A 21,782-nucleotide genomic window follows, 5' to 3' on the forward strand; every position below is an offset into this window, starting at 1 on the left:
TTAATCTTCCTCAACGAGCTCGTGCTCCGTTGCTTCCCCGGCGTTGAGACTCTCGATGGAGTCAAGCAGGCGCTGGGCATTGCGAGGGGAACGCAGAAGGTATGCGGTTTCGCGAAGAGAGTTGTAGTCATCTAAGGAAACGATGACTGCAGACTCATGACCATTGCGAGTGATGATGACTTCCTCACGGTCATCAACGACCGACTGTAGGACCTCGGCGTATCTTGCTCGCGATTCCGAGTAAGACATGGTTTTCATAAGCTATCTCCCTTCTTGTACAAGAAACTGTACAACGAAAAGGGGATGAGCGCTAGAGAGGTTTCAGTTTATGAGGCCACGTGAACAGTGCGCGTTAGGTTTAGCCGCTCGCATACGTGCTCGTCGTGGCTGACCAGGATGAATGCCCCGCGGTAGCTCGTGAGCACCTCAATCAGCCAGTCGGTGGTGGGGATATCGAGGTTGTTTGTCGGTTCGTCGAGAAGCAGGAAGCGCGGGGCTGGATCGCTGAGCAGGACGCGGGCGATTTCGACGCGGAAGCGCTCGCCACCAGAAAGCTGTCCCACGGGCTGGTGGATCTTGTCGTTGATGAAGAGCATCTGGGCCAGCTGGTCGCGCAGGAACTGGGGGTCGGCGCTGGGGTTGGCCTCTCGCACGATGTCGAACACCGATTTCTCTTCAGGCAAGACGATGCGCTGGCGGATGTATCCACAGGGCAGCGCGTATTCGACGTCGCCGCGGACAATGCGGTTGAGGAAGGTGGTCTTGCCGCTGCCGTTGGGCCCGGCGAGGCGAACGCGTTCGGGGCCAGTGATGCTGAGCAGATCGCTGACGAGCACTCGGGTGCCCGCGGGCAGCTCTGTGCCGGGGAGGTCGATGTGGACATGGGTGTCGTCACGAAGCGCGCGCTGTGCCTTGTCGTGCGCCGACTGGGCGGCAGACACTGCATCGTTGGCCTGTTGAGAACGCCCAGCGGCGGAGCGCTCGGAACGGTTCTTGTCCAAGCCCATGGCCATGCCGGGTTTGCGCTTCGAGGCGGCGAAGTTCTTGCCGCGGCGGGCATCGCGGGCGATGCGGGTCTGCATAGCGGCGCGCTCGCGGATCTGTTTGCGGTGGTTGGCCTTGGTTTCCCTGACCTTGGCCTGTGCGGAATCCTGCTCGGCATCAATCGCTGCGCGGTAAGAGGAGTAGTTTCCCTCGAACTCGCGCAGCGTTCCGTGGTAGAGCTCCGCAATGCTGTCCGCGTACTCGAGGAGCTCGCGGTCGTGTGAGACGAGGAGAACCGGCATCGGCGCGGTGCGAATGAGCTCGAGCAGGCGCTGGCGCGATTCGGAGTCCAGGTTGTTGGTGGGCTCGTCGAGGATCAGGAAATCCGGTTTGCGGAAGAAGGCGGCGGTCAGCGCCACAGTCACGGCTTCACCACCCGACAATGTGCCGATAGTGCGATCCAGCGGGAAGGGGATACCCGCAGCGTCGAGAGCTGCTTCAATACGCTCTGCTAAGTCCCACTGCTCACCAACAGCGGCAGCGAGCTCTTCCGAGTATTCGCCAGCCTCAATACGGGCAATGGCGCTGAGGACATCTGTTGCGCCAAAGACATCGGCGATGGTGTCAGACGTATGGAGGCCTAGATCCTGGTCGACATAGAGGACTGAATCCGCGGATACCGTTCCCGAAGTCGGGGCAACGAGGCCAGCAAGCACCTTGGTTAGCGTTGATTTTCCGGAACCATTCGCCCCCACCAAGCCCGTGAAGTGGGAAGAAAACGTTCCGGTGAGATCCGTGAAACAAGGGGTGCCGTCGGGCCAGATGACGGTGAGATGAGAAAAAGAAATAGGCATGAAGAAATCCACCTTCGAGTAAGTCGCGTAAAAGAGTGACGTCGAATTAGGAAAAAATCTTCATGTCCGAAAGACTAGCCCCGGCTAATACCCCAGCGCAAGGGCCGCCACGCCAAGGCCGAGAGTGCCGCGGGCAATGTAGTGCAGCACCTCGGGGGAGAAAGAGACGCCGAAGCCGCCGCTGTCCAGCATGGACATGCTGTCTACCTGTGCCGGGCGGGAACGCTTAAACGACGCCCAGCTAAGGCCCGCAACAATGAGCGCCACTGCGATGGCGGAGAGCTTCCACACCAAGAGGAGGACACCGGCACCAAGAAGCGCCGTGCCCACAGAAGCGATAAGGGGAAGGCCCCAGTCTGGCCATGCATCGTCGCTGACGCGGCCGAAGGAGGCGGCGCGCCCAACCGCCGCGCCGACGATGCTCCACGCGGACATGAATCCGACGATAGCCAGCGCCCCGAGCTGTGGGGCGAACCCCAATGTCAAGCCGAGGGCCGCGAGCGCACCGACGCCGATGTACCACCGTCGTCCCAGACGACGGAAGAAGAGACCCGTCAACGTGGAGGGCGCATGGGCGCGACGAGGAATCCAGGCGGACTGGCTCGCAATGGCATCGGAGGTGACCTCCGAATCAAGCAGGCCAAGGCCAGATCCACCGACCAGGCGCGTGCGCCCAGCGCTGAGAAGCGAAGCCAGCGTGAACGAGCGCCACCCCACGACGAAACGCAGGGCTGGGACTGCCAGCGCGAACCACGGGGATAGCCCGGTGGACACGCAGATGCCGAGCCCCAACACCCCGAAGCTGATCAGCTGCGCCCACGTGATCCAGTCCGTGCCGCGGAGCCTGCCGCGCGGGCGATCAACGTACACCCAACGTTCCCGGGATAGCGCCCGTAGGGGATAAAGAGTCTCGGCGAACACGATGAGAGCGAGCAGTCCCACGATGCCGGCAATAGGAGCGACACCAGTCAGCGTGATTCGCGCCGGGATGATAGGCAGGACTGCGCCGACTTCTTGCCAGACTGTATAACCGAAGCCGAAGACGATGCCGGCGAGGATGAGGTACCAAATGCCATCACCTAGCCGCGATAGCACGCGCATCACAGCTGCACCACCTCGTCGCAGGCCTGGGTGATGGTGTCGGAATGCGAGGCCACGACGATGCAGCGATTCTCCTCGTCGGCTAGGTAGCGCAATTCGCTTGCGAGGAACTCGGTCCAGGTGGCGTCGAGGTGGCGCTCGGGCTCGTCGATAAGCAAAGCACGCGCCGGCTGGTACAGCTGGGCAGCCAGAAACACGCGCTGGCGCTGGCCCGAGGACAGGCGCGAGGCAGGGTGTGGAAGGAGAGGCTCAAGCGCCCAGAGCTCGCAGAGCTTGGCGACGTCCACCCCTGCCGCCTTTCCTATCAAGTCCAGGTGCTCGCCCACGGTGAGGTCGGGGAGAAAAACCGGCTCGGCTACCGTAATCACAGCACCCGGCTGCTCCTTCGTGCCGACGGGACGGCCGTCGCACTCCACTGAGCCTTCGAGAGGCGCAAGCTCACCGCCGAGCGTGGCAAGTAACGTGGATTTACCTGAACCGTTGGGCCCAGCGAGGCCATAGATGCGGCCTGGGGCGAAGTCCTTCTCAAGATGTCCAAGGGGCGTGGAATGCCCATAATCGGCGTCGATGGAAAGCATTGGTGGGCGGCGAACTCCTTGCATTGGGCGGCTGACAATAGTCAAAACTTATTGATGAAGTTTAGCAAAATGCACGCCCTGAACGTTGTTCTCGAGATGGGAAGCGCCCTTGGGATTGGTGTTGTGAGCTGCTAAAATGAGAGAAAATGTAGTTGAAAACTCGGGAGGATACCCACATGACAAGCACAGTAGGAACAGGGAAGAGCGTTGAAGATAGCGTGACGTTTGCCAAGGGGGTATCGCTGTTGGCTGGGCACGATATGGATGCGGAGCAGGAAGCGCTTGTCCGTGCCGTCGCTTCAGGAGAGATGACGGTCGATGAAGCTATCACGAAGGCTAAGTCCCAGCTCAATTAAGTTATGGGAGGAATCGGGGGATGAGACAAAAGAATTGGGATGACTACTACATTCCAGGTACGAGGACTCTGCGCAATCTCTTCTTAAGTGAGGAACATCCCTTTGGGGAGCCAGACTTAGAACGACTGAATCATCTTGAAACCGTTGCCGTCAACGCTCGAATTGCTCAGCTTTACATAGTTCCTCTGGAAGGTGCTTTTGACTACGCGCACTTCAAGGACATACATCGACATCTTTTTCAGGATGTGTATGAATGGGCGGGTGAAGAGCGGACTGCCCCTACAGACCAGTTCATGATTAAGGCTGGGCATGCCTACTATCCGGCGGGGCCGGAAATGACGAAGGCAGCAGAGAAGTTGTTTGCGGGGCTGGCGAAGGATGATTTTCTGCGCGGCCTAGAGATTGATGAGTTTGTGGCCAAGCTGGCGGAGCTGTGGGGCGAGCTCAATGTGGTGCACAGCTTTAGAGAAGGCAACACCCGCACACAGACGGTGTTCTTTGACGCGCTGGTTACGGCGGCAGGATACCAACTTAATGTGGAGCGGCTAGCGAGTGATAGCCGCGTACGCGCGGAGTTTATTGCCGCGCGCTTTCACAGCCAGGACACGGGGGATAACACGCAGCTGGAGGAGGTGCTGCGCGGGCTCGTCGGAAAGCGGGCCGTCTAAACGCTCGGGCCTAGCCCTTGTTGCGGAAGACGAAGATGGAGGAGAAGTCCTGGTCGCCGTGGCCCATGGCCTGCTGCTCCTCAAAGCGCTCGATGGCGGCGGCCACTGCAGGCAGCGGCTTGTTGGCGGTCATCTCCATGAGCTTGGCGTCCTTGCACAGGGCATCCACGGTGAAGTCACCCGGAGTGGTGTTGCGCTCGCCGGTGATGAACGGCCCCTTCATATTCTTCATAAAGGCCAGGCCAGTGATGTCGAGCATCTCGAGGATGACCTCGGAATCGAGGCCCTCAGACTCGCCGAGGTGCAGTGCTTCCAGTACGCCCTCGGCGGTAACGGCGAGGGCTAGGTTGGCCAGGAGCTTTCCAATCGCCGCGGTGGCGGCGGATTCCACGCCGATGAGCTTGTTCTCATCGGCCCAGGACTCGGCGATGGTCATGGCGAGTTCGCGGCGGTCGTCGTCAGGCGTGCCCACATAGACGCCGAGCTTGCCCTCGCGCGCCGGGCCCAGAGAGCCAACGACGGGCGCGTGGACATAAGAGTCGACCGCGGCGGCGAATTCGCGAGCGGCGTCAGGGGAGACGGTGGTGGTATCGATCCAGGTCACGCCGTCCGGGATGAGATTGGTCTCGATGACTCGCTCACGGATGTCATCGGGGCCAAAGAGCGAGGTAATGATGACCTCTGCGCCTTCTACGGCGGCGGTGGGGGAATCGGCGAGGGTAGCGCCGGCATCGACCAGCGGCTGCGCGCGCTCGGCGGTGCGGTTCCACACGGTGAGCTCATGGTTCTTGAGGAGGTGTCGGGCGAGTTCAGTGCCCATGCGGCCAGTACCTAGAAATGCAATCTTCATGCCGCCCAGTGTGCCATTATTGTGGGCAGGCTCGCCGCGATTTATGCGAGCCCCGGACGAGGGAGCCGTACCCGGTGACGCGACAAGACGGCCAGAAAGGGCTGGCCATGTCGTGGTTCGTGTTGATTTTCTCTGGTGCTTTCGAGGCCGTGTGGGCGGCGGCGCTGGATAAGTCGGAGGGCTTCAGCCGGCTGTGGCCCTCGGTGGTCTTTTTCGTTGCCTGCGCCATTTCGATGGGCGGGTTGGGCTGGGCCATGAAGTCTATCCCCGTGGGCACGGCCTACGCGGTGTGGGCCGGCGTGGGCGCGGTGGTCACCGTCATCTATTCCTTCGCCGCCGGGCACGAGGCGGCCACGGTATGGAAGGTGCTATTCCTCGCCATGATTATTGGTGGGATCGTGGGGCTGAAGGTGGTGCATTAGGGGGCGCCGTCGTTTGAAACGACGACGCGACACTTATTCGTAGCGCAGCGCCTCAATCGGGTCCAGCTTCGCGGCCTTGCCCGCGGGGTAGTAGCCAAAGAAGAGGCCAATAGCCAGCGAGAAGAGCAGTGAGAGGATGACCGCCCACAGCGGCGGCGCTACGAGTGAGCCGATGGCGGCCGCGCCCGCCATGCCGGCGGCGGTGCCGATGGCGATGCCGATGAGACCGCCGATGAGGCAGACCACGATGGCCTCCGTGATGAACTGGATACGGATATCGCGGCGGCGTGCGCCAAGCGCCTTACGGATGCCAATCTCGCGGGTGCGCTCCGTGACGGTGATGAGCATAATGTTCATCACGCCGATGCCGCCGACGAGCAGCGAGATGCCACCGATAGCCGCGAGCACCAAGCTCATCGTGGTGAAGATCTGGTTCAAGGATGCGAGGTCATCGCTGAAGTCAGACACCTTCACCATGTAGTCAGGGTTGTCCTCGTAGTAGCTATCGAAGACGCGCTGCAGGTTGCTAGCCACCGCGGCCTTGTCCAAATCCGGGTTGCCGCGAACGGTGACTTCGCTGAACGCGGTGCCAGCACCCGGGGAATCGGAGAACTCGGCCTCCAGCGGGTAAGGAACGAAGGCGGTTTGGCTGGGACCACCGCCCACCAGAGGTCCGGTTTGGGGCTCTTCAAAAACGCCGACAACGGCGAGCTCAATCGGGGAGGCCTCCTGGCTTTCAAAGCTTACGTATTGGCCAATGGCGTCTTCAGGGGCGCCGAAAAGCTTGGTGGCTGTTTCCTTATCCAGCATCGTTACTGCCCGGCTGGAGTCGATATCATCCTCGCTGAGGAAGCGCCCGGCCACGATGGAATAGGACGAGCCTGAGACATAGTCCGGGTTGGTCGGGCGGACGAGGAGGTTGGCGGTCTCCTCCCCGGACGTGCCCTCGACCACGAGGGCACCGGAATAGGAGCTGTACTCGCCGATATTGATGCCGGCGATCTGATCTCCCAAGACCTCCTTGGCGCGGTCCAGCATGTCCGGGGTGAGCATCGAGGACTCGTCCTCGACAAAGCCGCCGCCCATGAAGGGATCATCGGCTTCTTCCTCTTCGCCCTCCTCAGGGCGCTCCTTGACCTGGACGGTGAAGTTATTGGCGCCGACCTTGTCCAAGTCTTTCTGCACGGAAGCCTGCAAGGAGTGGCCGAGCGTGACGATGGCGATGACCGCGGCGATGCCGATGATGACGCCCAAGAGCGTCAGCGCCGAGCGCATCTTGTTGGTGCGCAGGCTGGTCAGCGCCATCTTGGTGGATTCAGCGAAATTCATGACAGCACACCGTCCTTCATCGTGACGGTGCGGCTGCACTCATCAGCCAATTCCGGGTTGTGGGTAATAAACAAAATGGTCTTTCCATGCGTGCGGTGCAGTTCGTGGAAGAGGTCCATGACCATGCGGCCGGTCTGCGAATCCAGCGCGCCGGTGGGCTCGTCCGCTAGGAGAATCTCCGGCTGGTTGGCCAAGGCGCGGGCCACCGCCACGCGCTGCTTCTGACCACCGGAGAGCTCATTGGGCAGGTGGTTCATGCGGTCGCTCATACCGACCATCTCCAGAAGCTCTTCCGCGCGCTGGGTGCGCTCGTGGGCCGAAACGCCCGCATAGACCATGGGCATCTCCACGTTCTTCAGCGCGGACATGCGGCCGATCAGGTTGAAGTTCTGGAAGATGAAACCAATTTTTTGGCCGCGGAAGGAGGCTAGTTTGTCGTCGCCAAGCGCCAGCGCATCCACGCCTGCCAGCTGGTATTCGCCGGAGGTGGGACGGTCGAGCAAGCCGATGATGTTCATCAGCGTGGATTTGCCGGATCCGGACTGGCCAACGACGGCCACGAACTCGCCCTCCTCCACGCTGAAGTCGAGGCCCGGGATGACGGTCAGCTCGCTGTCGAGGCCCTCGTTGAAGCGTTTGACGATTCCCCGCATCTCAATGAGGCGGCTCATGCGTTCTCTTCCGCAGCATCGGATCCATCGACGGAGGCGGACATGCCGACCATGTCCTTGTGCGTATCCGCCTGGCTGATGACGGTCTCGCCCTCCTTGAGGCCGGAGGAGATGGCGGCGGAGAAATCAGATTCGCTGGCGACCTTGACCTCGCGCGCCTGGATCGTGCCGTTGTCGACGACGAGGACGTTCTTCTTGCCGCCTTCTTCATAGATGGCGGAGAGCGGCACGGTGATGACGTTCTTGTCCTTCTTCGTAATGATCTTTACCTTCGTGGTGGAACCGAGGCGCAGCCCCTCGCGGTTGCCATCGACACGGATGTGCACTGGGAATTCGGGCTTGGAGGAGCCAGTTGGTTTGCCGGACCCGCCGCCTGCGCCAGCCTCGGCGTCGGGCTGCTCAGCGGTGGGGGAGATGAACGTGACCTTGCCTTTGAACTCCTTGCCGGGGCTCGACGGCGAGGTGAACGAAACTTCATCGCCGACCTTGATACGGGCGATATCGCCCTCCTTGACCGTGGACTTCACCAACAGGGAGGAGTCATCCGCCACGGTGAGGATGGGGCCTTCGGCGGGCATACCGGCTTCGCCATTGACGGCGGTGATGACTCCCGCCAGTGGGGAGCGCAGGTCGGCCTGGGAGAGCCGGTACTCCAGTGGCCCATTTTCCTTGGCGTTGTTCGCGCTTGCCGACGCCGCCGATTCCACCGCGTGGTTCACCGCTTGGGACTGGGAGGAAATCTGCTGTTCGATGGCGAGGTTGCTGGCTTGCAGCGCGCGTTCGGCATCGGCAACCGCTTGGTAGGAGGCGGCGGTGGCGCGCTGTTGTTCGCCTAGCTCGCGGTCGATGCCGCGGAGGACGCGACCATAGGATTCCTCGGACTGCTTGAGCTGGCGCTCGGAGTCCTGCACGGCCTCGTCAGAATCGAGGTAGCTCAAGAAAGCGCTGGCAGTGTTGATTCCGGAAGGATCTTCGGTGGCGGTGCCGAGGGAGGCCAGTGCGGACTGGAAAGACTTGGACTCAGCATCGCGCACCCCGGAGCGTGCTTGCTCGACGGCGGCGCGGGCTTCGGCAATCTCGGGGCGGTCGCCCTTGGCAGCGAGGGCATCATCGAGCTTGCGCTGTGCCTCGGCGTACTCGGTCTGCGCCGAGTTCACGGCGGACTGGGCGCTGTTGACCTCGGGGTTGAGGCCTTGGTCGAGGGAATCCTGAAGCTGGCGCAGCTGGAGCTGGGCATCCTCGATTTGGTGGACGGCCTCGAGCTTGCTGGCCTCCTGGGAGGTGCGCTGGGCCTCGAGCTCGCGCTCGGTTTCGGTGGTGTCCATGCGGCCGAGCAACTGTTGGGCTTCGACGCGATCGCCCACCTTCGCGTCTAAAGACTGGATGGGGCCGGTCAGCGAGGTGGTCAGTGAGAGTTCGCGCTCGGCAGAAACCGTTCCGGAGGCGGAGACGGAACTGATCAGGTCTTCTTTGGTGGTTTTCGTGACATCGGTTGCGGTGAGCTGAATATCGGAAGACCCACTGGTTAGTGCGTACATTCCACCGCCGCCTGCGAGGAGAACCGCAGCGATAGCGCCAGCAGTGATGCCGAGAGCTTTCTTATTCATGAATCCCTTACTGTCAGGTTAACGCCGTCATTGAAATCGGGTTCAGATTAACTCTCGGGCATGTGTCTTGTCATGCGCAGTGGGGGGAATATAGGAGGTAGATCAGGGTCTACCCTTAGATGGTGCGAGGCTATGAGGTCTGGTGACGTTTCGATCAATTAAGGTCCCGAAAATGGGTGATTTTCTGCCACTATTTGATCGAAACGTATGTGGCATCTGACTTTTAGAAGGGCACATCGATGTAGATCTCCTCCGCCTTCGGCAAAGGCGGCAGTTTGGGTAGCTGATCGAGACCCTCCTGGACTTCCGGCGGGAGGGGAATCTGCGGAGGCTCGGGCAGTTCTAGCTTGGGTTTGGGCCGCTGCGGTGGGGCCGGGCGTGGCGCCGGTGCTGGTGCGGGCGCTGGCGCGCGGACGGTGACGGTTTCTACTTCGACGCGTGGCGTGGGTGTTTCGGCTACTACGGGTGCGGGAGCTGGTGCTTCGGCCGTAGGTTCCGGTTCAGCCGGAGCTGGCGCGATGGAGGTGGTGTCACCCAAGCGGTTGACCGGCTGGGGTACCGCATCAGGCTTCCAGGAAGGCAGCTGGGCCGAGGTGGTGGGGTTGGGCTCGGCTCGCGGAGCAGGTTCTGCCTGCGTGGCAGCGCAGGCAGAAAGCGGAAGGCAAGCAAAAATGACAAGAATACGGCGCGATGCCATGGGAATCCCCCTTAAGTAGTGCCTCCCACAGCGCACCCCAGCGCTTAATTAAAGAAAGGCAGAATCAACAGTGTGCTGCCAGCATAGCGTTCCCATGGCGGGTGCGCAGCGCGAGCGCGCTCAGGGTGCTCGCGAGGTGGTGGAGAGGAGGCTGCAAGACACGAGGGGACTCCAACTTTTGTATAGGGCTAAAACCGATACAATGTGGGCTATGCCTAACTCCAGCCAGCTAAACCAGCAGAATACGTCCCAGTCCGCCGAGTGGTTCGAGCGCGCCACCAAGGTCACCCCGGGCGGTGTGAATTCCCCGGTCCGCGCCTTCGGATCCGTGGGCGGCCAAGCCCGCGTTATCGCTCGCGGTGAGGGCTCCCGCCTTTGGGATATCGACGGCAATGAGTACGTCGACCTGGTCAGCTCTTATGGCCCGATGATTCACGGCAATGCCCACCCGGCCATCGTGGAGGCAGTGCAGAAGGCGGCTGCCGACGGTCTGTCTTTCGGCGCCCCGACCGAGGGCGAGACGCTGCTGGCGGAGCACATCGTCAAGCGCACCGCCGTGGAGCAGGTGCGCCTGGTTAACTCCGGTACCGAGGCCACCATGTCCGCCGTGCGCTTGGCCCGCGGTTTCACCGGCCGCGCCAAGGTCCTGAAGTTTGAAGGCTGCTACCACGGCCACGTGGATGCGCTGTTGGCGTCGGCTGGCTCCGGCGTAGCCACTTTCGCGCTCCCGGATTCCCCGGGCGTGACCGGCGCTTCGGCCGCAGATACCATCGTTGTCCCTTACAACGATCTCGACGCCGTCCGCGAGGCCTTTGCCGCGCACCCGGGAGAGATCGCCTGCATTATTGCGGAAGCAGCCGCCGGCAACATGGGCACCGTGGCCCCGGAGGAGGGCTTCAACGCGGCGCTCAAGGAGATCGCGCATGCCGACGGCGCCCTGCTCATCCTCGATGAAGTCATGACCGGCTTCCGCACCTCCTACAAGGGCTGGTTCGGCGTCGATGGGGTAGCGGGTGACCTGGTGACCTTCGGCAAGGTGGTCTCCGGTGGCCTGCCCGCAGCCGCCTTTGGCGGCCGCGCCGACGTCATGGCCTCGCTGGCACCTGCCGGTCCCGTCTATCAGGCAGGCACGCTGTCCGGTAACCCGGTGGCGATGGCTTCTGGCCTGGCATCCCTGGAGCTGGCCAACGAAGAGCTGTACCCGCGCCTGCAGGCCAACGCGGACCGCCTGACCGGCCTCATCACCGAGGCACTGAGCGCCGCCGGAGTGGCACACCACATCCAGCGCGCGGAGACGATGTTCTCCATCCGCTTCGCCGAGGGCCAGGGCCGTAACTTCGCCGATATGCAGGCAGCCGATACCTGGCGTTTCGCTCCCTTCTTCCACGCACTGCTGGAAGGCGGCGTGTACGTTCCGCCGTCAGCCTTCGAGACCTGGTTTGTCTCTGACGCGCTCACGGACAATGATTTTGAGGTAATCGAGGCAGCTCTCAAGCCTGCCGCCCAGGCCGCTGCCAGCGCGCAGCGCCCGCAATAAACCAACCATGTTGAGGGGATAGACACAGGCATATGTCCACCACCATCGTCCACTTCGTCCGCCACGGCGAGGTTTATAACCCGGATAAGATCCTCTACGGGCGCATCCCGGGCTATCACTTGTCCTCCCGTGGGCATTCCATGGCCGCACGCACGGCGAAAGCCTTCGAAGGCCATGACGTGACCTACCTGGCGGCCTCGCCGTTGCAGCGCGCGCAGGAAACCGCGATGCCGATTGCGAAGGTGACGGGCTTGGAGGTGGACGTCGACAAGGGCGTCATCGAGTCCGGTAACCGCTTCGAGGGCCTGCGCACCAAGGGCTGGAACTCGCAGCTGTGGAACCCGCAGCGCTGGCCGCTCATGGTCAACCCGCTTGAGCCCTCGTGGGGCGAGCCTTTCGAGGAGATCGCCGCGCGCATGATGGATGCCGCCGAGCGTGCCCGTTCCAAGGCTGAGGGACACGAGGCCATCGTGGTGTCCCACCAGCTGCCTATCGTCATGGTGCAGCGCACCGTGTTGGGCAAGCGCCTGGCCCACGCGCCGTGGGACCGCGAATGCGACCTGGCCTCGGTGACCTCGCTGGTCTACCGCGACCGCGAGATCATCGATATCTTCTACTCCGAACCGGCGCAGGACATCTAATGGGACGCAGAACTATCCGCGCCGCCGCGGCCGGTGTCCTTGCTGTGTTTGCCTTGGCAGGCTGTGCGCAAAGCGAGGAAAACGCGCAGAACGCCGTGGCTTCCGGCGGCACCTTCGAGTTCATCTCGCCCGGCGGGCAGACCACCATCCGCTATGCGGAGGAGGACCGCAAGCCGCTCAAGGATTTCTCCGGTGAGGACCTGCGGGATGAGTCCACGACGATCAAGCTTTCGGATTTCAAAGACCAGATCGTTGTCCTCAACTCCTGGGGCCAGTGGTGCGCGCCGTGCCGCTCTGAATCGGATGACCTCCAGGCCATCCACGCGGAGTTGCAGAAGCGCAAGGTAGGCACCGTGCTTGGCATCAACGTCAAGGACTTCAACCCGGAGATCTCCCGGGACTTCATGGCCGATAATGGCCTGGAGTACCCTTCCATCTACGACCCGCCCTTCAAGACGGCTGCGGCCCTCGGTGGCGTGCCTACCTCGGTGGTGCCCACCACCATCGTGCTGGATAAGCAGCACCGCCCCGCCGCGGTCTTCCTGACGGAGATCACGGAGAAGGATGTCCTCGAGGTCGTCGACGAGCTGGAGAAAGAACAGTGATCCTTGCCGCTGCCGGTATGGGGCAAAGCTTTGCCGATGCCGCCGTGTCCGGCCCGCTCCTGATCGGAGTGCTCGCCGCGGCCGTGGCCGGATTGGTCTCCTTCGCCTCACCCTGTGTGGTTCCACTGGTTCCTGGCTATATCTCTTACCTCGCCTCCGTGGTCGGCGGTGAGGTGAGCTATGACGAGGAGTTGGGGGTGGGCGTCGGCAAGCGCCGGCGTTGGGCCGTCGTCGGTGCCGCAGCACTCTTCGTGCTGGGCTTTACCGTCGTTTTCGTCCTAGCCACCGTGTCAGTCTTCGGCGCCATTTCGGCGCTGACGCTCAACGCGGATACCCTCATGCGCGCCGGCGGTGTCATCACCATCCTCATGGGTGTGGTGTTCATGGGCGTGGTGCCGGTACTACAGAAGGACACGCGCATGGCGCCGCGGCGCTGGACCACGTGGCTGGGCGCGCCGCTGCTCGGCGGGGTTTTCGCCCTGGGCTGGACCCCGTGCTTGGGCCCCACGCTGGCTGCCATCCTGTCTGTCTCCGCCGGCACCGAGGGAACCACCGCGCTGCGCGGCACCATCCTCATTATTGGCTACTGCCTGGGCCTGGGCCTGCCCTTCTTGCTCGTGGCACTGGGCTCCGCTAAGGCCATGCGCACCGTGACCTGGATGCGGGAGCACTCCCGGACCATCCAGATTCTCGGGGGCATCGCCATGATCCTCGTCGGCCTGGCGCTGCTGACCGGGCTGTGGGGAGATTTCATCAACGCCATCCGCCAGTGGACCGTGTCCTATGGCGCGACGCTGCTGTAAAGGAGATTTTTCGTGAGATATATCCGCAAGGCCTGGCACTGGCTGACCAGCATGCGCACCGCGCTGGCGCTGCTCTTCTTGCTGGCCATCGCCGCCATCCCCGGATCACTTTTGCCGCAGCGCTCGCTCAATGAATCCAACGTCAATGACTTCATTGAGACCAATGGCAAGGTGGCGGAGATCTACGACAAGCTGCAGCTTTTTGACGTCTTCTCCTCCGTCTGGTTCCAGGCCATCTACGTCCTGCTCATGATTTCTTTGGTGGGCTGCATCATCCCGCGCTCCTGGGATCACTACAAGGCCTACCGCACACCGCCGACGCGCGCGCCGAAGTATCTGGAAAAGATGCCGCTCAACGCCACCGGGCATTCGGAAAAGTCCCCGGAGGAGATCGCAGCGGCCACCACAACCATGCTGAAGAAGTGGCGGGTCTCCGAGGTCTCGCCCGAGAAGGACCGCGCGGGTGCGCAATCCTTCTCCGCGGAGCGCGGCTATGCCCGCGAGCTGTGCAACCTCATCTTCCACATCGCGTTGGTGGCAATCTTGCTCACCATGGCAGCCGGGCGCCTGGTGCACTACGAGGGACAGGTCATCGTGGTCACGGAGAAGAACTCCCAGGGGCAGACCCAAGAGCAGGCGCAATCCACGGAGTTCTGCAACACCTCCACCTCCGTCTATGACTCCTTCCGCGCCGGCCCGCTATTCGACGGCACCGGCCTGCACCCCTTCTGCTTCTTGGCCCACGACTTCACCGCGGACTACCTGCCCAATGGCCAGGCGGAGATGTTCACCTCGAACGTGTCCTATGCCGCCGGCGACGACATCTTCACGGACCCGGAGACCTGGGAGGACTACCAGCTGCAGGTCAATCACCCGCTGCGCATTGACAAAAACCGCGTTTACCTGCAGGGCCACGGTTTTGCGCCGACCATGACGGTGGAGTGGCCTAACGGTGAGAAGCGCACGCAGACCATCCAATTTCAGCCCACTGACACCACGTTCTTCCTCTCGTCGGGAGTGATGCGCTTCGACCCGCCGGCGGGCATGTACCCGGACCTGTTTGAGCGCCGCCAGAACCAGATCGCCATCCAGGGCCTGTTTGCCCCGACCGCCGAGTGGTCCGGCGAGAGCGGCAAGCTGTTGCAGTCTTCCTACCCGGCGATGCTGGATCCGGCCGTGGCTATCGATATCTACCGCGGCGATGCCGGCCTGGACACGGGTACCCCGCAGTCCCTCTTCTCCCTCGATTCCAACCTGGTCCACACGGGCCAGCTGCAGAAGATCGACCGCGTCAACCTGAACCAGGGTGAATCGGTCACGCTGGACGACGGCACGAAGATCACCTTCGACGGTGCCTCCGAGTTTGCGAACTACCAGGTTTCCTATGACCCCTTCCAGAGCTGGGTTCTCGTGTCCGCGCTGGTCATGCTGGTATCCCTGGTTGGCTCGCTGGTGATCAAGCGCCGCCGCGTGTGGGTGCGCATCCGGCCGGGGGCCAATGGTGGCACCGATATTGAGATGGGCGGTCTTGCCCGCACCGACCGCGCGGGCTGGTCTGAGGAATTCCACAAGCTGCACCGCGAGCTCCTGGAACTGCCGGATCCCGATGAGGTGGAGGAGGACGAACTCTACTCCGCCGACTAAAGGTGAGAAAGCTATCCGTCAAAAGTTGGATACTCCCGCTGAAGGGGGGTACTCTGATGAGCACCATAAATCTCTCCGCTCATGCAGCCTCGTGCGTGAAGCACGGTGTAGGCACGATTGTGAAGGCAAGGTTTCCCACTCATGCAGGTTGATCAAAATCTGTCCAACTTTTCCGACATCGCGGTGCAAACCGCGTTCGTCGTTTATGCTCTCGCCTTGGTGTTGTCCCTGGTCTACTACGGCCGGATGCACAGCATCATCGAGGCGATGCGCTCCCGCACGACTGCTGTGGCGCAGCAGCGCGAACTCGCTAGCGTGGGGGCCTCGGCAGACAGTGCCGCGCTTGGCGACGTCCCCCCGACAGCCAGCACTGGCCCCGATGCTGACCTAGACGCGGATCTGTCGAAGAAGCGGGAGAACGCCGACAAGCTCGGCGGCATGACGCAGATGCTCCTGTGGTTGGGTATCGCCTTACACTTGGCGGCCATTGTGCTGCGCGGCCTGGCCACGGGGCGTTTCCCGTTTGGCAACCTCTACGAGTACGTGCTCATGGTGACCGCCGGCGCCATGGTGGTGGCGACCATCGCCATGCAGCGCAAGGAATGGCGCACTCTGTGGCCGTGGCTGCTCACGCCGATTCTGGCGCTGATGTTCTACGGCTCCACCAAGCTCTATGCGGAATCCGCTCCGGTGGTTCCGGCACTCCAGTCTCACTGGCTGCCCATCCACGTCACTGTGGTCTCGTTGGGTGCGTCCATCGGCGTGGTCTCCGGTATCGCTTCTTTGCTCAGCGTGCTGCGTGAGTTCCAGCCGAAGGGCAGTGAGTCCGGTTTCTTTGGTGCGCTTGCCCGCCCGCTTCCTTCTGCTAAGAAGTTGGACCGCTTGGCCTACCGCTTGGGCGTGGTGACGCTGCCGACTCTGGGCCTGGGTATTGTACTGGGCGCTATTTGGGCCGAGTCCACATGGGGACGCTACTGGGGCTGGGACCCGAAGGAGACCGTATCCTTCGCCACCTGGATCCTCTACGCCGCCTACCTGCACGCCCGCGCGACGCCGGCCTTCCGCAAGGCCGCGCCGTATATCAACATCGCGGCGATGCTGCTCATGATCTTCAACCTGTTCTTCATCAACATGGTTGTCTCCGGCCTGCACTCCTATGCGGGGCTGAACTAAATGGCGGATACCCCTAAGCCGCGGCACAAACAGGGCAAGCCGGCGGGCGATAACCCGCAGCTCATCGCTCTCGGTGAGGGCTTTGCGCAGCGCCGCCGAGAACTCGGTATCTTGCAGCAGGAGCTGGCTGAGAAGGCCGGGATTTCGCGCTCCACGCTGCACACCATCGAGCACGGCGGCTCTGGCGTGCGCTGGGAAAAGGTGATTGCGGTGGCTGAGGCCCTCGGCCTTGAGATGACCTTCGAGCCGAAGGCTTAGGCTTCGTCGGCTTTATTGTCTTTGTCCTCGGGGGCCTTGGGTTTCTGGGAACCTTGTGAACCCTGTGAGCGACGGCGGCGCTCTTCTTCTTGGCGCTCTGCCTCCCGCTCCCTGGCGCGGCGCTCTTTGAAGCGCTGCTTCTCTAGGTTCCACAGGAACTCTTCGTCATCGTCTGGGCCCTTGATTGCGGGGCGCTGCGGCTGCTGTGTCTGCTGCACCTTCTTATTCCAACTCGACGGACCAAAGGCCTTCCATACGAGGACCGCCGCGAGGACAAACAAGAGTAGTAGTATCAATCGACCCATGCGTTGTATTCTACGGAATGCCCGCAAAGCAAAAGTGAGAATTATGAGTCAGACAGAAAACACCATCAACACCTCGCAGAACCCCGAACCACCCCAGCCGGATCCGGCCCTCAAGCGCCGCTCCCGCGTCGCTTTGTGGAAGTACGGGGCTGCCCGCGTGGTGCTGTTCATTGTGCTCACCGCGGTGATTCAGCTGCTGGCCATGGCGGTTCTCGGGACCTTTCCGCTGCTGGTCTCCGCCCTGTTGGCGTTGTTTGTGGCGCTGCCGCTGTCCATGCTGATCTTCTCCACGTGGCGCATGGAAGCCACTCAGACGCTGGCGGAGTACTCCGCGCAGCGCAAGGCCCACAAGAAGTGGGTCCAAGAGGAGCTGGCTGGCCGCTAAATCGGTGGTTAAACCAGAGCCAGCGCTACAGCGTTGATAACCGCCCACACCAGCATCGCGCGGCCGGCCATGCCAAGTACTGGGATGAGTTTCGGGCCGCGTGCGCCGCGGTTGACGGTGCGGATAGCACCCAGCGCGAGGGGGAAGTAGAGCAGCGAAGCGAGCGCGGCCCAGGAATCGAAGGCTAGGCCGATGGTGAGTAGTACCGGCAGCAGCAAGAGGGTCATGAATAGCGTGCGGGACTTTTTATCACCCAGGCGCACCGCCAAAGTGATCTTGCCGGTGGACTTATCGGAGGGGATGTCCCGGATGTTATTGGCCAGGTTTACCGCCGCACTCATACCGCCGACACCCACGGCCAAGGCAAGGCCCGTCCACGTGATGCGGCCGGCCTGCGTGTACTCGGTACCTAGGACAGCGACGAGCCCGAAGAAAACGAAGACGGCGATTTCCCCAAATCCACGGTAGCCGTAGGGGTTCTTGCCACCGGTATAGAACCACGCGCCGGCGATACACACGGCGCCGACGAGGATGAACCAGGCGGCGTTGGCAGCCAGGGAGAGCGAAATTCCCGCAATGGCGGCCACGCCGAAGCAAGCGAAGGCGGCGAATTTGACGTGCTGCGGCTTAGCCAGCCCGCCGCCGGTAAGCCGCTGGGGGCCGGTGCGGTCATCATCGGTGCCGCGGATGCCATCGGAGTAATCGTTGGCGTAGTTCACGCCGATGATAAGCGCCCAGGCCACGATGAGCGCCAGCAACGCCCGGCCCCAGTGCAGGCCGTGGGCCGCGGCAGCGGCACCGGTACCAGCGATAACGGGAGCAAAGGCATTGGCCCAGGTGTGCGGGCGAGCACCCTGGAGCCAATCGGCAGGAGTGGCGGAATAGGCAGACATGCTCACTATTGTGCCACTGGTGTGGTGTGCTGCGGCAATGAGCTGGTGCGTTGGCGAAAGCGGTAGATGATGAGCACTGCAACGAAAATAACGGCATTGGTGACTGTCATTGCGGCAGAGGTAGCCGCGTCAAGGACATAGGCAACCCAAAATCCCACGACCGCGCTGATAGCGGCAACGCCACAGGCGGTCAACACCAGCGTGGGCACGCGCTGAGTAAGCAGCCGCGCGGTCATCGTCGGGAATACCATGAGAGCGATGACCAGCATGGCACCGGCAGCGTGAAAGGCGGCGGTGGCGGTGCAGGCAACCACGGTCATAAATATGATGTGAAGAACGCGCGTGGGCACCCCGCGTGCGGCACAAAAATCGGCGTCAAAAGTCGTGGCGGATAAACGCGGCAGTGTAAGGGCGAGGAAGAGAGCATTGATACCCAGCACTGCGGCCATGATGTAGCAATAGTTGGGATTGGAGAAGGCCGCGAGGTTGAGATCACCGACGAGAACGGCGTGGACATCAAGGTGCACGTGGCTCATGTGCGTAGAAATCAGGATGACTCCGGCGGCAAACAGGGCGGGAAAGACCAATCCGAGGGCGGAATCAGCAGTCACCAGCGGGCTGCGCTGTAGTGCGTCAGTTCCCAACGCCACCACCAAGGCGCCAGCGGCCGCGGTAACGAGCAAGATGGGTGAATCTAGATCTGCGGTAAAGAGGTAGCCGACGGCAATTCCGGGAAGGACGGCATGGCCGATGCCGTCGATAAGCATGGCCTGGCCTTTGAGGACAACAAAGGTGCCGGGGATAGCACAGGCCAAGGCCGTCAGAACGGCAAGGAGACAAGCGGTCGCGGCGAGGGTCATGAGGCTAGCTTTCTACTGGTGAGGCTGATAGTGACGAGCGCCGCCTGAGCCAGGACGATGACCGGACCGGTGGGCAGCGGGCCGTGCGCAATGGAGACATAGCAGCCGAGAGCAGCGGTGGCCGCGCCGAAGAACCCGGAGAGCGCGATGAAAGGTAGCAAGCGCGTGGTCCAGGGGCGGGCAGCGGCGGCAGGGCTGATGACCACGGCGACCATGAGCACTACGCCGACGACTTTGACGCCGAGCACCGTGATGGCGGTGAGGGCGAAGAAACTAGCCGCGTTGAGGAACGAGGTGCGGATGCCGGCTACCTGGGCAAAACTTGAATCAAAAGTGACTGCGGCCTGCCGGGTGTGAATGAGGAAAAGAAAAAGCAGCACGCAGCCACCGATGATGAGTGTGGACCGTACATCCGCGCGAGTGAGCGTGGAGGCATTTCCCAGCAAATAATCCTGGATTCCGGCCTTGCCAGGCAATGGTCGGCGGGAAATATACTGCATGAGCAGCATTCCGACCGAGAAAAATGTGGTTAGCGTGGCCGCCATCGCAGTGGTTTGCCCCAGGGGAGTTAACCGCGGGATGAGGTGAATGCACCCCACCGCGAGGGTTCCGGTGAGCAGGGCGCCGCAAGAAAGAAGCCAGACATTTCGCCCGTCCCAGCCAATGGCGGTGGCCACGAGGAAGGCGGTGAGCAGTCCAGGCAGGGAAGAATGCGAGATGGCATCGGCCAGCAGGCTGGTGCGGCGAACATATACCAGTGGGCCTAGCGCGCCAGCGCAGCCACCGATGAGCACGGTGCCCAGGAGTGCCTGGGTATAGGTGTAGTTCTGAAGAAGCTCGAGTGGGTTCATGATGGCAGGGAAAACATGTCGGCAATGGCGGACTCGGTAAGTACCTGCTCGGTGGGGCCAGCAGCAATGAGCCGGCCGTGGCCGACCATGAGGACCTCATCGCAAAAGTCGGCGACCTCCGCCAGGTTGTGATGCACCAGCAGGATGGTCACGCCGTTCTCGCGCAGTTCCTTGAGTACATCCATGATGGCGCGCTGACTCGCGGCATCGACACCAGCGAAGGGCTCGTCGAGGATGATGAATTCCGGCTCGCTAACGAGCGTGCGCGCCAACAACACGCGCTGGCGCTGACCACCAGACAGGGCGGAAATCGGCAGCTGCGCGTGTGCCTGCATTCCGGTGCGGGAAAGCGCGGCGTGAGCGGCGTCTTTGTCAGCGCGGCTGGGCCACTGCCACCAGCGCAGCCCGGCGGTGCGGCCCATCAGGGCGATGTCGAAGGCGGTGGCAGGGTAATTCCAGTCGATATCCGCATGTTGTGGCATATATCCGAGACGCTGCCGAAAATGTGCCAGATCGACGCCATCGAAGGTCATCGACCCGCAGGCTAGAGGCGGAAGGAGCCCTACCAGCGTGCGGACCAGAGTAGACTTTCCCGACCCGTTCGCACCCACCAGCCCGGTGATAGTCGCGGGGGTGAGGGTGAAGGAGGCGTCGTGAAGCACCGGCGTGCGGGGATAGCCGGCGGTGAGGTTTCCTACGCTGAGCATTAGCTTAGTGCTTTCGCCACGGCGCTAGCGTTATGTTCGAAGGCTCCGAGGTAGGTATCGGTTGGGGCTTCCGGGCCGAGGGTATCGGCAAAGAGCTCTTCATCCGAGATGGTGACTGTCCAGTTGCGGGTTTCTACGGCTTCCTTGAGAGAAGTGATGGCCTGTGGGTTCGCCTGGTTATCTTGGAAGATAACGGGGACCTTCTTCTCCGCGATCGTATCCGCGAGCTCGGAGATCTCAGTGGCGGACTTGGTGGCTTCGGTGGTCACGAAGTCGGTGGCTTGGACTTCAAAGTCGAAGGTCTTGCCGAAGTAGTTGAAGGCGTCATGGCCGGTGATGAGGACGCGCGGGGAGGCGTTTTCGAGTTCCTTAGCCGCTTTGTCATGCGCGGCTGCAATCTTGTCTTCATATTCATCGGCGGCCGCGGCATAGTCTTCGGCATTGTCAGAGTCGATTTCGCCGAGTTTGGTGCCGATGTGATCGACGACCTGGCTCCACAGCTCGGGGCTATTCCAGATGTGCGGGTCGTAGAGTTTTTCGCCCTTGTCACCTTGCTCGGGCCACGGCAGAAGGTCAGCAGTATCGAGCTGTTCGCCGACAGCTAGCTGCTTCTCACCGAGGGAGGAGAGCTGGTCCACCATTTGCGCCTCGAGGTGAAGGCCATTCCAGAGGACGAGGTCGGCGTCCTGCATCTTTTCAATATCGCGCGTGGTGGGCTGGTAGGTGTGCGGATCGCCGCCGGGACCGACCATGGTGGTGATGTCGGCGTCCGGGGCGATGTTGGCGGCCGCATCAGCCAAGTAACCGGTCGTGGCGAAGATCGTCAGATTGTCGTCCTGGGCTTCGGCGGAGTCGCTGCTGGTGCAGGCAGTCAGCGCGGTGGCAGCCACGAGGGAAGCGAGGGGAAGCGCAATAAGTTTCTTCACGGGAAACCTCTCTTATTAAAAGTGAATGTCGATGTTCAATAGAGTGAACTTGAAAGAGCATAAGTCCTGAAACCTTT

General features: G+C 62.0%; 26 protein-coding genes and 1 riboswitch. Of the genes, 11 read left to right on the forward strand and 15 right to left on the reverse strand.

Features of this window, described 5'->3' with window-relative positions:
- From HMPREF3056_RS11175 to HMPREF3056_RS11190, 4 genes are all read right to left on the reverse strand, one after another.
- On the reverse strand, nucleotides 1-258 hold the full coding sequence (locus HMPREF3056_RS11175; protein WP_046647800.1) for a type II toxin-antitoxin system Phd/YefM family antitoxin: 258 nt from the start codon (nucleotides 256-258) through the stop codon (nucleotides 1-3).
- 68 nt (nucleotides 259-326) lie between these two features.
- Nucleotides 327-1,838 carry an ABC-F family ATP-binding cassette domain-containing protein gene (locus HMPREF3056_RS11180; RefSeq protein ID WP_070754842.1) on the reverse strand — a complete coding sequence of 504 codons (1,512 nt, stop codon included), beginning with the start codon at nucleotides 1,836-1,838 and terminating at the stop codon, nucleotides 327-329.
- A gap of 84 nt (nucleotides 1,839-1,922) precedes the next feature.
- Nucleotides 1,923-2,939 carry an ABC transporter permease gene (locus tag HMPREF3056_RS11185; protein ID WP_070754844.1) on the reverse strand — a complete coding sequence of 339 codons (1,017 nt, stop codon included), beginning with the start codon at nucleotides 2,937-2,939 and terminating at the stop codon, nucleotides 1,923-1,925.
- Entirely contained in the window at nucleotides 2,939-3,517 is a 579-nt protein-coding gene (locus tag HMPREF3056_RS11190; protein WP_070516500.1) for an ABC transporter ATP-binding protein, read from the reverse strand. Before HMPREF3056_RS11190 ends, HMPREF3056_RS11185 begins: the two co-directional genes overlap by 1 nt.
- A 176-nt stretch (nucleotides 3,518-3,693) precedes the next feature.
- On the opposite strand from HMPREF3056_RS11190, the gene HMPREF3056_RS11195 reads away from it, so the two are divergent.
- Nucleotides 3,694-3,873: an antitoxin VbhA family protein gene (locus HMPREF3056_RS11195; RefSeq protein WP_070513429.1), complete on the forward strand. Its 180-nt coding sequence runs from the start codon at nucleotides 3,694-3,696 to the stop codon at nucleotides 3,871-3,873.
- A 20-nt stretch (nucleotides 3,874-3,893) separates the two neighbouring features.
- A complete protein-coding gene (locus tag HMPREF3056_RS11200; RefSeq protein ID WP_070513427.1) occupies nucleotides 3,894-4,541 on the forward strand; it encodes a Fic/DOC family protein in 648 nt (215 codons plus the stop codon).
- A gap of 10 nt (nucleotides 4,542-4,551) precedes the next feature.
- Here HMPREF3056_RS11200 and HMPREF3056_RS11205 read toward each other — a convergent pair whose 3' ends face one another.
- A complete protein-coding gene (locus HMPREF3056_RS11205) occupies nucleotides 4,552-5,391 on the reverse strand; it encodes an NAD(P)-dependent oxidoreductase (protein ID WP_070547309.1) in 840 nt (279 codons plus the stop codon).
- Nucleotides 5,392-5,416: 25 nt separating this feature from the next.
- A riboswitch (guanidine-III (ykkC-III) riboswitch) is annotated at nucleotides 5,417-5,487 on the forward strand.
- Nucleotides 5,488-5,498: 11 nt separating this feature from the next.
- On the opposite strand from HMPREF3056_RS11205, the gene HMPREF3056_RS11210 reads away from it, so the two are divergent.
- Nucleotides 5,499-5,813 carry a DMT family transporter gene (locus HMPREF3056_RS11210; RefSeq protein ID WP_046647795.1) on the forward strand — a complete coding sequence of 105 codons (315 nt, stop codon included), beginning with the start codon at nucleotides 5,499-5,501 and terminating at the stop codon, nucleotides 5,811-5,813.
- 33 nt (nucleotides 5,814-5,846) lie between these two features.
- Here HMPREF3056_RS11210 and HMPREF3056_RS11215 read toward each other — a convergent pair whose 3' ends face one another.
- From HMPREF3056_RS11215 to HMPREF3056_RS11230, 4 genes are all read right to left on the reverse strand, one after another.
- Entirely contained in the window at nucleotides 5,847-7,142 is a 1,296-nt protein-coding gene (locus tag HMPREF3056_RS11215) for an ABC transporter permease (protein WP_070754846.1), read from the reverse strand.
- On the reverse strand, nucleotides 7,139-7,813 hold the full coding sequence (locus tag HMPREF3056_RS11220; protein WP_070513416.1) for an ABC transporter ATP-binding protein: 675 nt from the start codon (nucleotides 7,811-7,813) through the stop codon (nucleotides 7,139-7,141). Before HMPREF3056_RS11220 ends, HMPREF3056_RS11215 begins: the two co-directional genes overlap by 4 nt.
- Complete coding sequence (locus tag HMPREF3056_RS11225) at nucleotides 7,810-9,420, reverse strand: permuted SH3 domain-containing protein (protein WP_070754848.1); 1,611 nt, start codon at nucleotides 9,418-9,420, stop codon at nucleotides 7,810-7,812. The genes HMPREF3056_RS11220 and HMPREF3056_RS11225 overlap by 4 nt, the downstream gene beginning before the upstream one ends.
- Nucleotides 9,421-9,643: 223 nt before the next feature.
- A complete protein-coding gene (locus HMPREF3056_RS11230) occupies nucleotides 9,644-10,117 on the reverse strand; it encodes a hypothetical protein (RefSeq protein ID WP_010189769.1) in 474 nt (157 codons plus the stop codon).
- A gap of 202 nt (nucleotides 10,118-10,319) precedes the next feature.
- Here HMPREF3056_RS11230 and hemL point away from each other — a divergent pair, with 202 nt between their 5' ends.
- The 7 genes from hemL to HMPREF3056_RS11265 all read left to right on the forward strand — a co-directional run bounded on the left by hemL (nucleotide 10,320) and on the right by HMPREF3056_RS11265 (nucleotide 16,778).
- Nucleotides 10,320-11,654 carry a glutamate-1-semialdehyde 2,1-aminomutase gene (gene hemL / locus HMPREF3056_RS11235; RefSeq protein WP_070754850.1) on the forward strand — a complete coding sequence of 445 codons (1,335 nt, stop codon included), beginning with the start codon at nucleotides 10,320-10,322 and terminating at the stop codon, nucleotides 11,652-11,654.
- A 32-nt stretch (nucleotides 11,655-11,686) separates the two neighbouring features.
- On the forward strand, nucleotides 11,687-12,295 hold the full coding sequence (locus tag HMPREF3056_RS11240) for a histidine phosphatase family protein (protein ID WP_070547311.1): 609 nt from the start codon (nucleotides 11,687-11,689) through the stop codon (nucleotides 12,293-12,295).
- The gene (locus HMPREF3056_RS11245) at nucleotides 12,295-12,900 is read left to right on the forward strand and encodes a TlpA disulfide reductase family protein (RefSeq protein ID WP_046647790.1); all 606 of its coding nucleotides are present in this window, start codon (nucleotides 12,295-12,297) and stop codon (nucleotides 12,898-12,900) included. The genes HMPREF3056_RS11240 and HMPREF3056_RS11245 overlap by 1 nt, the downstream gene beginning before the upstream one ends.
- 17 nt (nucleotides 12,901-12,917) lie before the next feature.
- On the forward strand, nucleotides 12,918-13,703 hold the full coding sequence (locus tag HMPREF3056_RS11250) for a cytochrome c biogenesis CcdA family protein (RefSeq protein ID WP_046647905.1): 786 nt from the start codon (nucleotides 12,918-12,920) through the stop codon (nucleotides 13,701-13,703).
- 12 nt (nucleotides 13,704-13,715) lie between these two features.
- The gene (locus HMPREF3056_RS11255; RefSeq protein ID WP_070513407.1) at nucleotides 13,716-15,347 is read left to right on the forward strand and encodes a cytochrome c biogenesis protein ResB; all 1,632 of its coding nucleotides are present in this window, start codon (nucleotides 13,716-13,718) and stop codon (nucleotides 15,345-15,347) included.
- Nucleotides 15,348-15,488: 141 nt separating this feature from the next.
- Nucleotides 15,489-16,520 (forward strand): c-type cytochrome biogenesis protein CcsB, encoded by a 1,032-nt coding sequence (ccsB, locus tag HMPREF3056_RS11260; protein ID WP_049154848.1) that lies wholly within the window; start codon nucleotides 15,489-15,491, stop codon nucleotides 16,518-16,520.
- Complete coding sequence (locus HMPREF3056_RS11265) at nucleotides 16,521-16,778, forward strand: helix-turn-helix domain-containing protein (RefSeq protein ID WP_046647787.1); 258 nt, start codon at nucleotides 16,521-16,523, stop codon at nucleotides 16,776-16,778.
- Here the strand turns inward: HMPREF3056_RS11265 and HMPREF3056_RS11270 are convergent.
- Nucleotides 16,775-17,083, reverse strand: coding sequence for a hypothetical protein (locus HMPREF3056_RS11270; protein WP_049154847.1), 309 nt, complete (start codon nucleotides 17,081-17,083; stop codon nucleotides 16,775-16,777). The genes HMPREF3056_RS11265 and HMPREF3056_RS11270 overlap by 4 nt on opposite strands.
- 43 nt (nucleotides 17,084-17,126) lie before the next feature.
- Here HMPREF3056_RS11270 and HMPREF3056_RS11275 point away from each other — a divergent pair, with 43 nt between their 5' ends.
- A complete protein-coding gene (locus HMPREF3056_RS11275) occupies nucleotides 17,127-17,468 on the forward strand; it encodes a DUF4229 domain-containing protein (RefSeq protein WP_070681474.1) in 342 nt (113 codons plus the stop codon).
- Nucleotides 17,469-17,476: 8 nt separating this feature from the next.
- On the opposite strand, the gene HMPREF3056_RS11280 is transcribed toward HMPREF3056_RS11275, so the two are convergent.
- Genes HMPREF3056_RS11280 through HMPREF3056_RS11300 form a run of 5 tightly spaced genes read right to left on the reverse strand, consistent with a single transcriptional unit; the run spans nucleotide 17,477 to nucleotide 21,705 of the window.
- The gene (locus tag HMPREF3056_RS11280) at nucleotides 17,477-18,361 is read right to left on the reverse strand and encodes a 1,4-dihydroxy-2-naphthoate polyprenyltransferase (protein ID WP_070754872.1); all 885 of its coding nucleotides are present in this window, start codon (nucleotides 18,359-18,361) and stop codon (nucleotides 17,477-17,479) included.
- A 5-nt stretch (nucleotides 18,362-18,366) separates the two neighbouring features.
- Nucleotides 18,367-19,221 (reverse strand): metal ABC transporter permease, encoded by an 855-nt coding sequence (locus HMPREF3056_RS11285; RefSeq protein ID WP_010189755.1) that lies wholly within the window; start codon nucleotides 19,219-19,221, stop codon nucleotides 18,367-18,369.
- Nucleotides 19,218-20,072 carry a metal ABC transporter permease gene (locus HMPREF3056_RS11290; protein ID WP_010189752.1) on the reverse strand — a complete coding sequence of 285 codons (855 nt, stop codon included), beginning with the start codon at nucleotides 20,070-20,072 and terminating at the stop codon, nucleotides 19,218-19,220. The genes HMPREF3056_RS11285 and HMPREF3056_RS11290 overlap by 4 nt, the downstream gene beginning before the upstream one ends.
- Nucleotides 20,069-20,779, reverse strand: a complete 711-nt coding sequence (locus HMPREF3056_RS11295) for a metal ABC transporter ATP-binding protein (protein ID WP_010189751.1) — start codon at nucleotides 20,777-20,779, stop codon at nucleotides 20,069-20,071. Before HMPREF3056_RS11295 ends, HMPREF3056_RS11290 begins: the two co-directional genes overlap by 4 nt.
- Complete coding sequence (locus HMPREF3056_RS11300) at nucleotides 20,779-21,705, reverse strand: metal ABC transporter substrate-binding protein (protein ID WP_070521016.1); 927 nt, start codon at nucleotides 21,703-21,705, stop codon at nucleotides 20,779-20,781. The genes HMPREF3056_RS11295 and HMPREF3056_RS11300 overlap by 1 nt, the downstream gene beginning before the upstream one ends.
- Nucleotides 21,706-21,782 lie beyond the last annotated feature (77 nt).

Origin of the sequence: Corynebacterium sp. HMSC056F09 (genome assembly GCF_001815785.1) — a bacterium.
Classification (GTDB): Bacteria; Actinomycetota; Actinomycetes; order Mycobacteriales; family Mycobacteriaceae; genus Corynebacterium; species Corynebacterium hiratae.

Bases quoted from the DNA above. Each gene is read 5' to 3' on its own strand.
- HMPREF3056_RS11175 (WP_046647800.1), bottom strand. From the start codon at position 258: ATGAAAACCATGTCTTACTCGGAATCGCGAGCAAGATACGCCGAGGTC.
- HMPREF3056_RS11180 (WP_070754842.1), bottom strand. From the start codon at position 1,838: ATGCCTATTTCTTTTTCTCATCTCACCGTCATCTGGCCCGACGGCACC.
- HMPREF3056_RS11185 (WP_070754844.1), bottom strand. From the start codon at position 2,939: ATGCGCGTGCTATCGCGGCTAGGTGATGGCATTTGGTACCTCATCCTC.
- HMPREF3056_RS11190 (WP_070516500.1), bottom strand. From the start codon at position 3,517: ATGCTTTCCATCGACGCCGATTATGGGCATTCCACGCCCCTTGGACAT.
- HMPREF3056_RS11195 (WP_070513429.1), top strand. From the start codon at position 3,694: ATGACAAGCACAGTAGGAACAGGGAAGAGCGTTGAAGATAGCGTGACG.
- HMPREF3056_RS11200 (WP_070513427.1), top strand. From the start codon at position 3,894: ATGAGACAAAAGAATTGGGATGACTACTACATTCCAGGTACGAGGACT.
- HMPREF3056_RS11205 (WP_070547309.1), bottom strand. From the start codon at position 5,391: ATGAAGATTGCATTTCTAGGTACTGGCCGCATGGGCACTGAACTCGCC.
- HMPREF3056_RS11210 (WP_046647795.1), top strand. From the start codon at position 5,499: ATGTCGTGGTTCGTGTTGATTTTCTCTGGTGCTTTCGAGGCCGTGTGG.
- HMPREF3056_RS11215 (WP_070754846.1), bottom strand. From the start codon at position 7,142: ATGAATTTCGCTGAATCCACCAAGATGGCGCTGACCAGCCTGCGCACC.
- HMPREF3056_RS11220 (WP_070513416.1), bottom strand. From the start codon at position 7,813: ATGAGCCGCCTCATTGAGATGCGGGGAATCGTCAAACGCTTCAACGAG.
- HMPREF3056_RS11225 (WP_070754848.1), bottom strand. From the start codon at position 9,420: ATGAATAAGAAAGCTCTCGGCATCACTGCTGGCGCTATCGCTGCGGTT.
- HMPREF3056_RS11230 (WP_010189769.1), bottom strand. From the start codon at position 10,117: ATGGCATCGCGCCGTATTCTTGTCATTTTTGCTTGCCTTCCGCTTTCT.
- hemL (WP_070754850.1), top strand. From the start codon at position 10,320: ATGTGGGCTATGCCTAACTCCAGCCAGCTAAACCAGCAGAATACGTCC.
- HMPREF3056_RS11240 (WP_070547311.1), top strand. From the start codon at position 11,687: ATGTCCACCACCATCGTCCACTTCGTCCGCCACGGCGAGGTTTATAAC.
- HMPREF3056_RS11245 (WP_046647790.1), top strand. From the start codon at position 12,295: ATGGGACGCAGAACTATCCGCGCCGCCGCGGCCGGTGTCCTTGCTGTG.
- HMPREF3056_RS11250 (WP_046647905.1), top strand. From the start codon at position 12,918: ATGGGGCAAAGCTTTGCCGATGCCGCCGTGTCCGGCCCGCTCCTGATC.
- ccsB (WP_049154848.1), top strand. From the start codon at position 15,489: ATGCAGGTTGATCAAAATCTGTCCAACTTTTCCGACATCGCGGTGCAA.
- HMPREF3056_RS11265 (WP_046647787.1), top strand. From the start codon at position 16,521: ATGGCGGATACCCCTAAGCCGCGGCACAAACAGGGCAAGCCGGCGGGC.
- HMPREF3056_RS11270 (WP_049154847.1), bottom strand. From the start codon at position 17,083: ATGGGTCGATTGATACTACTACTCTTGTTTGTCCTCGCGGCGGTCCTC.
- HMPREF3056_RS11275 (WP_070681474.1), top strand. From the start codon at position 17,127: ATGAGTCAGACAGAAAACACCATCAACACCTCGCAGAACCCCGAACCA.
- HMPREF3056_RS11280 (WP_070754872.1), bottom strand. From the start codon at position 18,361: ATGTCTGCCTATTCCGCCACTCCTGCCGATTGGCTCCAGGGTGCTCGC.
- HMPREF3056_RS11285 (WP_010189755.1), bottom strand. From the start codon at position 19,221: ATGACCCTCGCCGCGACCGCTTGTCTCCTTGCCGTTCTGACGGCCTTG.
- HMPREF3056_RS11290 (WP_010189752.1), bottom strand. From the start codon at position 20,072: ATGAACCCACTCGAGCTTCTTCAGAACTACACCTATACCCAGGCACTC.
- HMPREF3056_RS11295 (WP_010189751.1), bottom strand. From the start codon at position 20,779: ATGCTCAGCGTAGGAAACCTCACCGCCGGCTATCCCCGCACGCCGGTG.